The sequence below is a fragment of the Marinimicrobium sp. C6131 genome (genome assembly GCF_026153455.1).
Lineage (GTDB): Bacteria > Pseudomonadota > Gammaproteobacteria > Pseudomonadales > Cellvibrionaceae > Marinimicrobium.
Genome location: NZ_CP110629.1, coordinates 3,419,977 through 3,434,600, shown reverse-complemented (window position 1 = coordinate 3,434,600; position 14,624 = coordinate 3,419,977). Strand labels below are relative to the sequence as shown.

Genomic DNA, 14,624 nt, shown 5'->3' with positions numbered 1-14,624 from the left:
GTGACGCTCATAATCATTCCGTAAGGAAGCATGTTTATGGCGTGGCGAGACGAAGTAACCAGTATGTTTTCCGGCCGCAAGGACGGGAAACTGTGGAACGACCTGTATCGCGGTCATCCGGTCACCTTTGAAGAGCATCTTTTTCAGAGCCGGCGGGACTTTACCGTAAATTACGTTCTGTCTCATTCGACTCCAGACTCCACGATCATTGATGTCGGTTGCGGAGCCGCCCCCGTGGTCAGCCGCCTGCTGGCGAATGATCGTGACTGCATCGGGCTGGACTACTCCTTTGACATGCTCCGCTTCTCCCGGGACGTTCTCAATCAGTCCCAACAGCACAATGCCGCCTTGCTTCAGGCGGACTGCCAGGCTCTCCCTTTCCCCGACAACCATTTCGACATCATTGTTTGTCTTGGCGTCATTAGCTACATTCAGGACTATCAGCCTGCGCTTAAAGAACTGTATCGAATAATAAAGCCCGGCGGTACGTTGATCATCAGTTTCAGGAACAAATACAACCCGGTGCTCTTTGACCCGATTATCGGATTGAAGACGTTCATCAAATGGTTACTCAGAAAGCACGATGAAGACCATTCGGTAGGCCGTTTCCTCAAATTCAAGGCGGTCCGCTCTGACATAGAACGAGAAGGTTTTGAGTATCTTACCCACACCAGTATCGGTATGGGTCCCTTTCGCTGGAACGGCAAAACGATTTTTTCTCACCGCCGATCGATAAATCTCGACCGAGCCATTGATCGCTTACTTAACTCCGTTCATTTACACCGTTCGCTGGGTAAATGGCTGGCTGATGTGAGCTTGTGGATATACCGTAAACCCAACAAAGACCTGTAACCCCTTTCGGGAGGGCATCCCATGGAGCTGTCTTGTTCAATCATTCGGGGCGGAACATCCAAGGGTATTTTCGTTCAGGATGGGGATCTTGCAAAAGATCCGGCCGTCAGAAAGCGGCAGATTCTGCAACTGTTCGGAAGCCCCCATAGTCGGCAGATTGACGGCCTGGGTGGTGCAGACCCCCTGACCAGCAAGCTGGCCCTGGTTTGCCCATCGAGCCGACCCGGCATCAACGTTGAGTATGAATCCATTGAAGTGGGTATTTCAGAGGGTACGCTGAACAACAGCATCATGTGTGGAAACCTGGCTGCGGGGGTCGGTTATTTCGCCATCATGGAAGGAATGGTGGACCCTGTATCTCCCGAAACCTCCATTGTCATCTATTCCAGGAACAACGGAAAAACGATCATAGCGTCCATTCCGAGCGCTCACGGGAACCCGGATTTACACGGGAGCTACACTATCCATGGCGTTCCAGGAAGCGGTCCGGAAGTCAGACTGAACTTTATCGACCCGGCCGGTGCGGTAACCGGTAGATTACTGCCCATGGATGAGCCACTATCTGTGATCACCCTGAGTAACGGTCAACGACTGAGTTATTCACTCGTCGATTCCGGAACGCTCTATGCCTTCTTTCTGGCAGAAGAGCTCGGGATTACCGGGCATGAAACGCCCGCTGAACTTGACTGCAACATGACGTTCAAAGCATGTTCCGAAGCCGCTCGGGAGCGAGTGGTCGAAGCATTCAATGAAAAAATGCGTGACCAACCCCGCATTGATTCTGGCAGCGGGTTGCTGAACAAGAAAGACCTCAAGATTGCGGTACTGGCGGCACCCGACGTGCAAGACACTGAGGCTGACATCGTCGCGAAAGTCATAAATCCCTTTAATGTCCACAAGGCGTTTGCCGTTTCAGGTGCAATCTGTCTGGCCACCGCCACCGTCATTCCCGAAACGATCGCTCACAATTTCTGCCCATCGGGCCCGTCCCCGGCCAGAATAAGAATCCGGCACCCCAGCGGAACGATGTGCACAACCGTGGATTTCGAGCAGAAGCCTAAAGAAATACGCATATCCAGCGCTGAGGTATCCCGAACTGCGCGCATCCTCATGCGAGGAACCGCATTCATTCCCGACCCTTCAGAATATTCCTGATGAACATTCATCCGTCGAACCCATCGGAGAACTTGGGAGCCACACCAGAGGTCAGGTCCGGCACCGTTTCGGACCTGAGATCCCCCAACGGCTACCTGGTGTCGATTACCCCTCTGGCGGACACTGATTCATCGATGATTGAGCGCTGGAAGACGCTGGAAGCCAACGCCTCTGAGCCAAACCCTTATTTATCCGCTGACTTCTTAATCCCCGCAGCACGTCACCTGAGCAATCCGGCATCACTCCTCCTGGTTGCGATCAGTGATCCCGGGTATTGCTTGAGAGGAATGTTGATTATCACCGAGCGAGCCGCAAATCTACGATTTCCATTTCGCCATTATGCGCTCTTCAAGTCCCCTCATTCTTTTATTGGTGGCGTATTGATCAGCAGGGCACACCAGAAAGAAGTGTTTGAAACGATTACCTACTACTTTCGATCAAGGACATCAAAGTATAAAGCGTTGTATATTGATGACCTGTACATAAACTCCAATGTCTACCACCAACTGTCAAATGCGCCTTGTTCGGGAGTCTACCTGCATGACTCCTACCGAAGGGCGGTTATTGACCTTCGGTCCTCGACACGCTCCCTGGTGGGTGCGCTGGACCATAAGAAAGTCAAAGACTTGGAGCGGTGCAAACGAAATCTTGGCAAAAAGGGAGTCTATCACTGGCGGATTGTCGAAGGATCAGACATTGCGGAATGTACTGTTGAGGCATTTCTTGATCTTGAGCATAAGGGCTGGAAGGGTGAACAAAATACCTCCATCCGATCCTCCCCAAGAGAAGAGGCTTTCTTTCGTGAAATGGTCTATAACTTCTCCAGAGAAAATCGGATATTTTTTACCGAAATACTCATTGACGAGTTGATCATTGCGTCCACCTGCAATTTCCGCATAGATAACAGGGTGTTCGCCTTCAAAGTATCCTGGGATGTCGATTTCCGATCGTTCAGCCCTGGCATGTTGAATGAATATGAATTTTTGCACTATCTGGATCGTAACAGAAACTCCGTTCACTATGTCGACAGCGGCTCGTCCCATGATTCCTATATCGAAAAATTCTGGCCCGATCGGGCCCACATAGTGAACGGCTACTGTTTGTTCAGTCGACCATTGCTTATGATCAGTTACCTGCTATCAGCAATACGATATCTGCTGAGAATCACTCGGCGATATGGTCGCCAGCTTACATCAATAATGAATTCCAGGGGGCAGTAATGGCCGCATTTCCCAACAAAGTGATAGTCACCTCCTGTATGGGAGGCTCCCAGGGGGACCTTGGCGTCGTCAGGGCGCTGGGCCGCTCGGGTGTTTCCGTCATTCTTCTTTCCGAATACCCATCCAGTATCGCCCAGCACTCCCGCTACGCCGAGCGGATGATCTGTGAGCCCGGGTTTACCCAGAACCCGGATTCCGCACTGACGTGTCTTATGAGAATCGCTGAATCCGAATCGCATAAGCCCATCATTTTCCCCACCGCTGATCCGGATCTGACGGTGCTATCAGACCTCAGAGATAAGCTGGAACCTTATTTCCATCTGTTCTTATCTACTCGGGAGCTCATTGACACCTGCCTTGATAAAGGAAAATTTTTCGAGTTTGCCAGGCACCTGAACTTTCCGATCCCCCATACCTACACGCCCAACGACTTCGACGAGCTGTTAACGCTTTCTCGCTCGATCAGTTATCCAACCATTCTCAAGCCACTAATACCCCAAACCTGGAGTCAACCGGAAATACAACGCATTGTGGATGAAAAGAAAGCATTGGTCATCGATACACCGGAGGCCTTGATTGCCCGATACAGAGCCATTGCACCGTTGAATAAAGACATGGCCATTCAGGATTATATTCCCGGAAGGGATGATCGACTTTACTCGCTTCACATTTACATGGACCATCAGGGCGAACCCGTCGCGTATTTTACGGGTCAGAAGATTCGAACCTACCCCACATACGCCGGTATCGGCTGTTTCGTTCGAAGTGTGTATGTACCGGAGCTCGTATCCTCTGGTATCGACATTTTACGAAAACTTCACTACACCGGCATGGCGCTCCTGCAATTCAAGCAAGACAGCCGCACGGGCGCGTTCAAGCTGCTGGAGATAAATCCTAGGGCCAGCTCCTGGAATCTGCTGGCGGAACGTTGCGGAGTGAACCTGCCCTACCTGGCTTGCCTGGAAACACTCGGAATTCAACTGCCACCTCGCCCCCGGCAAGAGGAAGGTGTGAACTACGTTTTCTTCAGTCACGATATCCGGGCGTTTCTCGACTATCGAAAACACGGGGACTGGAGTACCTGGGCGTGGCTTCGCTCTCTGCTGGGGCGAAACGTCTTTCAATATTGGTGTCTGGACGATCCAAAACCGTTCTTTGTGTCGGTGGGCAGAGCGTTGATGTCAGTGGGTAAACGAGTAACCCGGCGCGTCACACGCCGCCTTCGGCCGGCACAGTCAGCAGGATAAGCGCAACGTAATCCGCCCTACGCAAACCTTGCGAGCCTCCCTGTAGGACGGATCGGTCCGACGCATCGGAGTGCAGCGCATCCGCCGTATGTAATCCACGAAACCTGCGTCGAGTTCCTACAACTTATCGAACGCGTCGGTGAGCAGGCAATCGTAGCGTTTTGCGTCGTACTCTTTGAGCCGGGCAATGTCCTCGTTGCGGATCAGGCCTTTCGCGGCGGCATCATTCAGTCGCTCATCCAGGGTGTCCCCGGTCAGCTCCCCTTTCGCCTGGGCGCGAACAAAGGTGCTCCAGGTGGGCTCCAATGAGAGCAACATCTGGTAGGTGGTTTCCACCCGGCCAATGGGGTCGTCGGCCTTATCGTTTTCATACACAAACGGGCGGAAGGCTTTGCGCACCGGGTTGTCTTCCAGGATCAGACCGCCGAGCGTGCGGATGGCATTGTCGTCTGGCTTGGTGAGAATCCGGCCGAGGGGGAATACCATCCACTTGAGCGCGCAGGCCATGGTGCGCTTCGGGAAGTTGCGGTAGAAGTCATACAGCGCTTCCTGGGCGGTGTAGAGGGCGTGACGCAAGGCGTAGTCGGCGTGGGCATCCTCTTCGTCGGTACGGGCATGGGCCGAATGGTATTTCAGAATGGCACAGGCAATAAACAGCTGACTGTGCACATCACCCAGTCGCGCGGACAACAGTTCCCGGCGCTTCAGGTCGCCACCGAGAATGCCCAGAGCCATATCCGAGGTGACCGCAAGGCCGGCACTGAGCAGGTTGATGCGCTGGTACCAGCGGCGACTGAACGCATTCGCGTTTTCCGGCACGCCGCTGAAACGGGCACGGGTGATGCCAAACACCTTGACCCGTAGCAGGTTACTGAACAGGTGCCCCATGTGGCGGATGAACAGCTTGTCGAAATCTTTCAGCCCCTGTTCCTGATCGCTGGCCTGAATGGCCTGCAGTTCGTCGAACAGGTAGGGGTGACAGCGCATGGCGCCCTGGCCGAAGATCATCAAGGAGCGGGTCAGAATGTTCGCGCCCTCCACCGTGATGGCCACCGGCACACTCTGGTAGGGCAACGCCAGGAAGTTGCGCGGGCCGTGCTGGATGGCGCGGCCACCCACCACATCCATGCTGTGATTGACCACGCGGCGCATCATTTCGGTGGCATGGTACTTGGCCATGGCGGTCATGACGGAAGGCGAGCCGGTTTCCAGCCCTTTGGTCACCATCTGACGGAAGGCTTCCATGGTGTAGGCGCAGCAGGCGATATCCGCCGTCGCTTCCTGCACCCCTTCGAACTTGCCCACTTCGGTGTTGAATTGGCGACGGATACGCGCGTAGGCACCCACGGTGCGATAGAGCATTTCCCCGCTGGCGGTGGCCAGAGCCGGCAGCGAGATGCCGCGCCCGGCACCGAGACACTCAATCAGCATGCGCCAACCCTTGCCGGCCATGGGCGCGCCACCAATGATCCAGTCCACCGGAATGAACACGTCCTGGCCCTTGATCGGACCGTTCATAAAGGGCGAGCCCGGATGGTGGCGCTTGCCGATTTCCACTCCGGGATGGTTGGCGGGCAGCAGGGCACAGGTAATGCCGTAGTCGGATTTGCTGGAATCACCGAGCAGCCCCTCGGGATCGTGCAGTTTGAACGCCAGGCCCACCACGGTGGCCACCGGCGCGAGGGTGATCCAGCGTTTGCTGAAGGTCAGCTTGAGGCCCAACACCTCTTTCCCTTCAAACTCACCTTTGCAGACAATGCCCACATCCGGAATGGAGCCGGCGTCGGAGCCCGCTTCCGGCCCGGTCAGACCAAAGCACGGAATTTCGGTCCCGTTGGCCAGCCCGGGGAGCCAGCGCTGTTTCTGTTCGTCGGTGCCGTATTTCATCAGCAGCTCACCCGGGCCCAGGGAGTTGGGCACCATGGCGGTCACGGCGGTGGTGCCGGAGCGACTGGCGATCTTGCTCATGATCCGGCTCTGGGCGTAAGGTCCAAAGTCCTTACCACCAAACTCTTTCGGGATGATCAGGCCCAGGAAGCCCTTGTCTTTCAGAAACTGCCAGGCCTCTTCCGGCAGATCCTTCCGATGATGGTGGATCTCGAACTCATCGAGCATGCCGCAGAGCTCTTCCACTTCATTATCGAGGAAGCGCTGCTCTTCCTGGGTCAGTTGCGGCAAGCCGATTTGCGCAAACTCGTGCCAGTCGGGCCGGCCGCTGAACAAGTCTTTTTCCCACCAGGTGGTGCCCGCCTCCAGCGCCTCGCGCTCGGTGGTGCTCATGCTCGGCATGGCTTTGCCCAGCACCTGAAACACCGGCCTGGACAACAGGGGCCGGCGCAGCGCCGGGACATTGAGAATCAGGAGAACCGCCGCCAGTGGCACCACCAGCCACAGAGACCAGAAGGCCGGAGTCAAATAACCCAGCAGATACCAGGTCAGGGCCACCGCAGCGGAGCCCAGCGGCAGCGGAATGCGCCGATAGATGACCACGCCGATAACCACCAACAGCACTACAATGGACAGCAATACCATAACCTTCTCCCTTATTCTCCAACGTCGGGCTCGAACTCCGGCCCACACAGTCCTAACAATAGCGTAATTTACGGTTCCCTTGGGGACAATTTTCCGCCCCGCCCGGTCACGTCACTGGCGGGGGTTCAGCCCCGCCGCCAGGGCGCGCCGATAAGCCGCCAGCGCCGGCACCAGCCCCATCAACAGAGCGAGCCCCAGTATGCCCAGCATTAGATACGCGGTCTGTGCGCCCATCGGATTAATCGCGATAAACAATCCGAACTCACTCGCCAGCCAGGGCTGGGCGAGCGCCAATCCCGCCATCAACAACAGGGTTCCGAGCACCAGACTGAGCAGCGTGATCAGCGCGACTTCCAGCTCAATGAGCACCATCAGGGTCAGGCCGCTGGCCCCCACCGTACGCAGTATGGCCAGTTCCCGTCGTCGCTCCCCCATGGACGCCAGCAGCATGGTCATCATCCCCGCCAGCGTCGCCAGCAACACCAGGAAGCTGATCAGGTACAGCAGATTTTCCGCGACCGCCAGCAGTTGCCAGAGCTCGGTCAGCGCCACCCCGGGGAGAACTGCGGTCATGGGTTCCTCCCGGGCGGTGTTCAGTTCCCGCTGAAGGACGAAGACCATGGGCCGGCTTTTCAGACCCAGTAAAACGGCATTGATGTTGCCCGGTACCGGCTCCAGCGCCCCGCCATGATCGCCGCCGTGATGGTCATGATGGTCCGGCTCGTGATGCTCATGCCCATGATCACTGTGGTCGTGAGAATTCTGACCAGGATCGTCGTGACCGTGCGGCTCTTCATGGCTCTCGGCGCTGTGCTCAGCGTGATTAGGGTGGGCGTCGTGAGCTTCGCCCCCATGCAGACTCTCCATGGCCAACAGGGTCATATGCACCCGCCGATCCGCGGGCGTGCCGGTGGGTTCAAGAATGCCAACCACCGTCATGGGATGATCATCGTGGTGGGTGAAGCTCACCCCGGCGCTGCCGTGGGCCACCACCAGCGAATCCCCCACCCCGTAACCCAGCTCGCGGGCCGCCGTCGCGCCCAGTACCACTTCATCCCCGCTGTGGGCCGCAAAAGGCCGGCCCCGGGCAAACGCCAGGGGTTGACGCTCACCATACCGGTAGTGTTCGAAGTAGGACCAATGGGTCGCAAAAACGGGAAAGCCCTGGACCGTATCGCCCAACGCAATGGGCACCGCCCAGTCCACCATCGGATGGTGCGCCAGGCGCTCAAACGCGCTCGGGCTCAAGCTGGTGCCGGGCTGCCCCATCTGGAATACCGAGTAGAGCAGCAGGTTGGTCTGGCCACCCCGTGGCCCCACAATCAGATCGGTGCCGGAGAGGGTCTGCCGGAAGCTGTCCTTGGCCTGATGGCGCAAATGATCGATCCCCAGAAGCAGCGCAACACCAATACTCAGGGCCAGCAGCGTCAAGGCCACAGTGGTACGTCGGTTCCAGAGGCTGGCGCGGGCAATCTGAATCAACATCTCAAAGCTCCTCCCCGATGGATACCCGCGATAGCTCGCGCAGATCCTGCTGGTGGTCGAACGCGGTCGCCAGGGAGCGATCATGACTGACAAATATCAGGGTGCAGCCGGTGTCGGCCACCTGACGGAGCATCACCTCCATAAAGGCATCCCGGTGGTCGCTGTCCAGGGCCGAGCTGGGTTCGTCGGCGAGCAGAATCTCCGGACGGGTAATCAGTGCCCGGGCAACGGCCACCCGCTGCTGTTGTCCGACACTCAGGGTACTGGCCGGCCGCTCCGCGATCTCCGGGGGTAAGCCCAACGCACACAGCAGTTCCCGGGCGTGATCCCGGACTTCCGATGGGGTCGCCCCGATGCCTTCACCCGGGGCCCGTTGGGCGAAATGCGCGGCCAGACACACATTGGCCAACACGCTCAGGTAGGGAATCAGGTTAAACTGTTGAAACACCACCCCGATGTGTCGGGCCCGGAACCGGTCCCGTTGGCGACCGCTGAGCGCAGCCATCGACTGACCGAGCAGGGTCACCTCGCCCCGTTGTGGCAGGACAATGCCCGCCAGCAGGTTGAGCAGGCTGGTTTTACCCGCGCCCGAAGGACCGTACAGAAACAGGCGCTCACCGGGCGCCAGACTGAAGGCCGGAATATCCAGTACGGGCGTGTTTTGTCCAGGCCAGGCAAATTGCACATCGCGCAGGGCGATGGCCGGAGTCATTGGGGTGTTTTTGTGGTCAGTGTCCATAATCCTGAAAGCTGTTGTTGGAGTTGTTAGAAGATGCGTCGTCCCCGGTACCAAAGCGCGGCATTGATATTCGGAGTCCTATGGACTCTCAATTCGTTCGCGGATTCCCCGAAAACCATCGAGTGGACCGACCTGATGCCGGAGGAGGATCTGCGCCTGCTCGAGTCCATGCCCACCGTCGATCACGGCGACCTGAGCGATGAGGAGCTGGCGGAAGACCCCGCAAACCAGTCGCTTCGCCCCCAGGACCGGGATCTGGCCGGCGATGTCGAAAATGCCATCGCCCAGGCCATGGGCGACACCGCCGGTGAGGACGGCCGCACCTGGGAGGACGCCCTGGTGTCCACCAACACCCGGCCGGAATTCGACAACACCGATATCCGCTTGCCAGGCTTTATCGTTCCGTTGGAGTTCGACGACGAGATGAACATCCGCGAGTTCTTTCTGGTGCCGTATTACGGTGCCTGCATTCATGTGCCGCCACCACCGCCCAACCAGATCATTTTCGTGCGGTACCCGGCCGGTTTCCAGCTCGATACACTGTACACGCCTTTCTGGGTGTCCGGGACCCTGAAGCTGGAGCGCACCGAAAACGATATGGCGCTGTCGGTGTATTCGATGGATGCGGCGGAGATTGTGGAGTACACCGAGTAGTTGGGTGGACGCTTAACGGTTGGGTTACGGCGGGTGCGCCTTCGGCTTACCACGCCCTACGCCACTAGCGATTTCAACGTGCGCTCAACGTCATCCGCATCAATCGGTTTTTCATCAATCAACTCAATTCGACTGTCCGGGGTCTCATCCAGCTCGCTGACGCTGACCACATCATCCTGGCCGTTGAAACTGAAAATACCCTCGTCGGTGATCATCACCGCTTTGACCCGCGCCACGCTCAAGCCATTGAGCCAACTGAACAGGCGGTCATAGTCGAATTCCCAGTCCGGGGTAAACACCCAGCCTACACTGAAATGCCCCTGCCCCTGATTGGCACGGCGGGCCATGACTTCACCCTCCGGAAGAAAAGCCAGGGTTTCCACGGGCGCGGTGGGTGCCTTCAGGGGGTTGTTCTGGTGAAGGTGCGGGTGGTGTAACGGCCGCTCCGAACGAGGGCAGTTCAACCAGGCGGGATCAATGGCACCCTGGCTTACCCGTTCAACCAGGGCTTTTGGCGGATCGACCTCGGCAACCAGTGTCTCCCACCGCGTCCAATCAGACTCCGCACATAAATCCCGTTTGTGGGCGATCAGCACATCGGCGATGGCAATCTGATCCTGAAAGTGTTCGTTGTCGGTGTAGCGGTTATCGGCCAGCTTACGCGGGTCCACCAGGGTCACCGTAGCCCTCACGTCCAACACCTGTTGGTAAAAGGGGCCGGTGAGCGTGGCCATGATCTGGGCCGGATGGCCCAGGCCAGTGGGTTCGATCAGCAACCGGTCCGGGCGCTCCCGGCCCAGCAACTGGTTGAGCGCCACGGTCATGGGCAGACCCGCCACACAGCAGATGCAACCACCGGGCACTTCCCGCACCCGCGCGCCGCCATCGCGCAACAGGGCGCCATCGATCCCGACTTCGCCAAACTCATTGACCAGCACGGCCCAGGTTTCCCCGGCCGGTTTGTGGCGCAACAGGTGCTGAATGGCGGTGGTTTTACCCACCCCCAAGAAGCCGGTGATGATATTGGTGGGCACGGCGGTGGTCATGGCGTGGACGCGCTCCTGCTTATTCGCGAAAATGTTACGTTATAACACTTTCTGGTCGGAGCGCAATCGCCAATTCGGCCGCCGTCAGTGATAGACCACGTCTTCGTAGTCCTGGGCCAGCCGGGCCAACAGGCGGTTCTGGGTCGGCGTCGCCACCCCCTGCGCTTCCATGGCCTCGATCAGCAGCTCTACGATGGTATTGAACTCGGTGTCGGTGTACTGATGGCCGGCGTGGACCACCCGCATGGAATCACCGGTGTAGTCACAGGGGCCATCGGAGACGCTGCAGATATAGGTTTCCAGCCCGCTTTTGAAACGGTTAATGTCAACGTTTTTAAAGCGATGCACCACCCGCTCGTCGTCGGCGATGCGCACGATCAGGTCATAGACAATGGCGTCCACTCCTTCGGCACCACCGAGGGCCTGATAGAGGGTGCGGTCGCCGCCGGTTGTGGTAGAGGTGGAAGTACAGGCGCTCAGGAAAAGTACCAGCGCCAATAAAGACAGTCGCATCAGAAACTCCCCTGAACGGACAGATACCAGCCGGTCTGGTCGGGAAAGCTGGCCACTTCACCCAGGTCGACGTAGGCGCCCACCACCGAGATCTGTTTATTGGGAAACCAGCCGACAAAGGCGGTCTGCCAGTCATCTTCGCGGATAAAAGACAGGTTGTCGGGCTTCTGCCGGTACTCGGCCCCCACCAGCCAATGGCGGTTGATAAAGAGCCCGGCGGAGGCCTCGGCCAGCCACTCGGCGTCGTTGTTGCGGTCGCCGCCAAAGCCCACCAGCCCCAACTGGTTGGCTTTGCTGTGCCGGGCGGTGGCATTGAACAGCAGGTTGCGCCCGGCCAGGCCGCCGAGCACCAGCTTGGTCGCACTAAGGTATACGTCGGTGCCCGAATCATTCCGGGCCCCCGCGGCCGAGGGTACAAAGAAGTCCCGGTTCTTTTTGTGTTGGACGCCGAGGCTCACCTGAGGCCAAGGCGTATAAATCAGGTCTCCCAGCAAGCGAACCTTGGCGCCGAACACCCGCTGGCTAATGCTGGCGGGTTCCACCCCCAGGCGGTCCGACAGGGCCTGATGGCTCAGACGCTGCTCGGCCAGGGACAGCTCGACCCGGTTGCGCCAGCTCCAGCTCGCTCCGAGCACCGACAACGAATACTCGCCGGTGCTGACGTGACTTGCCGTTACCGTGCCACCCTGTTCTTCCCGGGTACCGTAGCCGGAGAGCACCGCCATGGGTACAATCCCGCCGCCGGCGGCCCCTTCCAGAGTGGTGGCGCCACCGGTGGCCAGCAGTTGACTGCGTTGGCTGTCCGCTCCGGCGGTACCGCACAGGGCCATCAGCAGCAGTGCACAATAGCGGAATCTCACGCGTTGACCTCCAGTCGCTCGGCGCCGGACAACCAGTCGAGGAAGTCCCGGTGCGGCAGCGGTTTGCTGTAGTAAAAACCCTGAACCCGGTCGCAACCCAGTGCCACCAGTCGGGTTTCGATCGCCTGGTTCTCCACCCCTTCGGCGGTAATGGTCAGGCCCAGAGTGTGACCGAGGTCGATGGTGGACCGGACGATCAACTGATCGTCCTCACTCTGATCCAGGTTGAGAATAAACGATTTGTCGATTTTCAGCTCCGAGACCGGCAGCTTTTTCAGCTGAGACAGGGAGGAGTAGCCGGTGCCGAAGTCATCAATCGACAGGCTGATGCCCTGTGCCCGCAACCGCTCCAGATTGTGCAGGCTCTTGTCGGCCTCGCGCATGATGGCGCTCTCGGTGATCTCCAGGCACAGGCGCTCCGGGGGCAGTTCAGTCTCGCTCAGAAGACTATGCACAAAATCGGGCAGCTCGTCATCGAGCAGATCCAGTGCCGACAGGTTGACCGACAGGTGCGCCGGCACCGCCCAGCCAGCGGCCTGGGTGATGGCCCGGCGCAATACCCAACGGGTGAGCAGGCCTATCTGTCCGGTGCTTTCGGCCACCGCGACAAACTCTTCCGGGTTGATCATGCCCATCTCCGGGTGCCGCCAGCGAACCAGCGCTTCGGCGCCAAGAGTCCCGCTGTCGTCCAGCCAGAGTTTGGGCTGGTAGTAGACGTCCAGTTGCGAGTCTTCCAGTGCCTGACGGAACTCACCGAACAGCGCCAACCGACGCAGATGCGTTTCGTCCCAGCCGCGCTCATAAAGCGTGATGCGGTGTTGCTCCAGACGTCCCTGATTGAGAGCCAGGTTGGCCCGACGCAGCAGCACTTCAGGCTGATCACCATCGCCCGGATACAGCACCGCACCGAGATTGATGTCGACCCCCAGGCGCAGGTCTTCCAGTTGAATGTCCTCCTCAAACCCGTCGAGTATCGCTTTTGCCCGAGCCTGAATATCCTCCTCACCGACCTGCCAGAGCATCAACGCGAATTCATCGCTGCCCAGGCGTGCCACCCGGTCGTCCGGGCCGGCCTGGGCGAGCAGGCGCCGCCCGACTTCGGCCAGTACCCGGTCGCCCATTTCCGGGCTCAGGGCATCGTTCACCCGGGTGAAGTTGTCGATATCCAGCACCATCAGGGCGAAATGCTGCTCGGACCAGGTGGCTTTTTCAATCGCGGACTCCAGCTCCGGAAACAGCTGGTTGCGATTGATCAGGCCCGTGAGCTGGTCGTGCTGGGCCTGATACAGAATCTGTTGTTCGCGCTCAGCGATTGCGCTCTGCATCCGGGTGAAGCCCTGGGCCAGTTCTCCCAACTCATCCCGGGAGCGCACCGGCACCGGCGTGTCGTAATAGCCTCCGGCGATACGCCGGGCCACGTTCGCCAATGCGCTCACCGGCTGGGTGACACTGCGCGCGAGCAATACCGCCAGTAGCGCGGCAATGATGGAGAAACCCATGGCAATCCAGAGCAGTTGGCCGTTGAGCCGGGCAAAGGGCGCCATGACCTGCTCCAGAGGTACCTGCAGCACCGCCGCCAGGGGCGTGGGCTGCTCCGCCACCGGCAACATGAGCGTCATGTGTTGCTCGGTGGTGATGACCGTATCCGCCGCTGGTGCGCGCTCGCTCAACCAATTCAGCAGCGTCTGTCGCTGCGAACCGGAGAGGGTGCCGCTCAGATAGCGGGCCTCGTTGTTCTCCAGGCTGACAAACGAAATCTCCAGGCCAGTCAGGCGCTTGAGGGTTTCCGTGAGGCGGTTATCGATTTCAAACCCCAGCCCCGCCACGCCCAGCGGTAGCGGCGCCCGCACCTCCGAGACCACAAACTGGTAGGGGCGACCATCAATCATCAGTGACCGATGGGGCGTGCGACTGTCCTGCACTTGGGTGTAGCGACGCAGGTACGCCCAACTGGCATCGGACAGCGGTTGAGTACTGGCCACCAGTTCGCCCTGCTGACCGGCCACCAGAGCAATATCGGCATTGATTCGGGCGGCATGGTTTTCCAGAGCGGACACCAGAGTGGGGGCATCGGCCACCGCCACCGCTTCCTTGAAACCGAAGTCATCGGTGAGCACCTCCGCCGACAGGGACAACTGCTCGGCCCGGGCTTGAATCAGCTCGGCAAACACCTCGCCGCCTCGCTGCAGTTCGAGGCGGGCATTGTCGGTCACGGTATCGTGCACCACCAGACGCGTGGCGGTGTAGGAGGACAGCTCAACCAGCAGTACCAGGCCGAGCAACAGTGACAGGACTTTGACGAGATAGCTTGTACGCATGAA

The 14,624-nt window shown here is 58.7% G+C and carries 12 protein-coding genes; 5 read left to right on the top strand and 7 right to left on the bottom strand.

The window, feature by feature from the left end:
• The first annotated feature begins 36 nt into the window (after window positions 1-36).
• From OOT55_RS14695 to OOT55_RS14680, 4 genes are read left to right on the top strand one after another with little or no spacing between them, the layout of a single operon-like run.
• Entirely contained in the window at window positions 37-852 is an 816-nt protein-coding gene (locus OOT55_RS14695) for a class I SAM-dependent methyltransferase (protein ID WP_265366599.1), read from the top strand.
• Window positions 853-873: 21 nt separating this feature from the next.
• Window positions 874-2,007: a PrpF domain-containing protein gene (locus OOT55_RS14690; RefSeq protein ID WP_265366598.1), complete on the top strand. Its 1,134-nt coding sequence runs from the start codon at window positions 874-876 to the stop codon at window positions 2,005-2,007.
• On the top strand, window positions 2,007-3,227 hold the full coding sequence (locus OOT55_RS14685; RefSeq protein ID WP_265366597.1) for a GNAT family N-acetyltransferase: 1,221 nt from the start codon (window positions 2,007-2,009) through the stop codon (window positions 3,225-3,227). Before OOT55_RS14690 ends, OOT55_RS14685 begins: the two co-directional genes overlap by 1 nt.
• Complete coding sequence (locus tag OOT55_RS14680) at window positions 3,227-4,474, top strand: ATP-grasp domain-containing protein (RefSeq protein WP_265366596.1); 1,248 nt, start codon at window positions 3,227-3,229, stop codon at window positions 4,472-4,474. Before OOT55_RS14685 ends, OOT55_RS14680 begins: the two co-directional genes overlap by 1 nt.
• A gap of 117 nt (window positions 4,475-4,591) precedes the next feature.
• Here the strand turns inward: OOT55_RS14680 and OOT55_RS14675 are convergent, their stop codons facing one another.
• The 3 genes from OOT55_RS14675 to OOT55_RS14665 all read right to left on the bottom strand — a co-directional run bounded on the left by OOT55_RS14675 (window position 4,592) and on the right by OOT55_RS14665 (window position 9,230).
• Window positions 4,592-7,006 (bottom strand): acyl-CoA dehydrogenase, encoded by a 2,415-nt coding sequence (locus tag OOT55_RS14675; RefSeq protein WP_265366595.1) that lies wholly within the window; start codon window positions 7,004-7,006, stop codon window positions 4,592-4,594.
• A 111-nt stretch (window positions 7,007-7,117) separates the two neighbouring features.
• Entirely contained in the window at window positions 7,118-8,491 is a 1,374-nt protein-coding gene (locus tag OOT55_RS14670) for an ABC transporter permease (protein WP_265366594.1), read from the bottom strand.
• Between the two features lies 1 nt (window position 8,492).
• On the bottom strand, window positions 8,493-9,230 hold the full coding sequence (locus OOT55_RS14665) for an ABC transporter ATP-binding protein (RefSeq protein WP_265366593.1): 738 nt from the start codon (window positions 9,228-9,230) through the stop codon (window positions 8,493-8,495).
• Window positions 9,231-9,263: 33 nt separating this feature from the next.
• On the opposite strand from OOT55_RS14665, the gene OOT55_RS14660 reads away from it, so the two are divergent.
• Entirely contained in the window at window positions 9,264-9,884 is a 621-nt protein-coding gene (locus OOT55_RS14660; RefSeq protein ID WP_265366592.1) for a DUF3299 domain-containing protein, read from the top strand.
• Between the two features lie 56 nt (window positions 9,885-9,940).
• Here the strand turns inward: OOT55_RS14660 and OOT55_RS14655 are convergent, their stop codons facing one another.
• The 4 genes from OOT55_RS14655 to OOT55_RS14640 all read right to left on the bottom strand — a co-directional run bounded on the left by OOT55_RS14655 (window position 9,941) and on the right by OOT55_RS14640 (window position 14,621).
• Window positions 9,941-10,930 (bottom strand): CobW family GTP-binding protein, encoded by a 990-nt coding sequence (locus tag OOT55_RS14655; protein ID WP_265366591.1) that lies wholly within the window; start codon window positions 10,928-10,930, stop codon window positions 9,941-9,943.
• Window positions 10,931-11,014: 84 nt separating this feature from the next.
• The gene (locus tag OOT55_RS14650; RefSeq protein WP_265366590.1) at window positions 11,015-11,443 is read right to left on the bottom strand and encodes a group I truncated hemoglobin; all 429 of its coding nucleotides are present in this window, start codon (window positions 11,441-11,443) and stop codon (window positions 11,015-11,017) included.
• Entirely contained in the window at window positions 11,443-12,303 is an 861-nt protein-coding gene (locus OOT55_RS14645; RefSeq protein ID WP_265366589.1) for a DUF3034 family protein, read from the bottom strand. The genes OOT55_RS14650 and OOT55_RS14645 overlap by 1 nt, the downstream gene beginning before the upstream one ends.
• Window positions 12,300-14,621, bottom strand: a complete 2,322-nt coding sequence (locus OOT55_RS14640) for a putative bifunctional diguanylate cyclase/phosphodiesterase (RefSeq protein ID WP_265366588.1) — start codon at window positions 14,619-14,621, stop codon at window positions 12,300-12,302. Before OOT55_RS14640 ends, OOT55_RS14645 begins: the two co-directional genes overlap by 4 nt.
• Window positions 14,622-14,624: the final 3 nt, after the last annotated feature.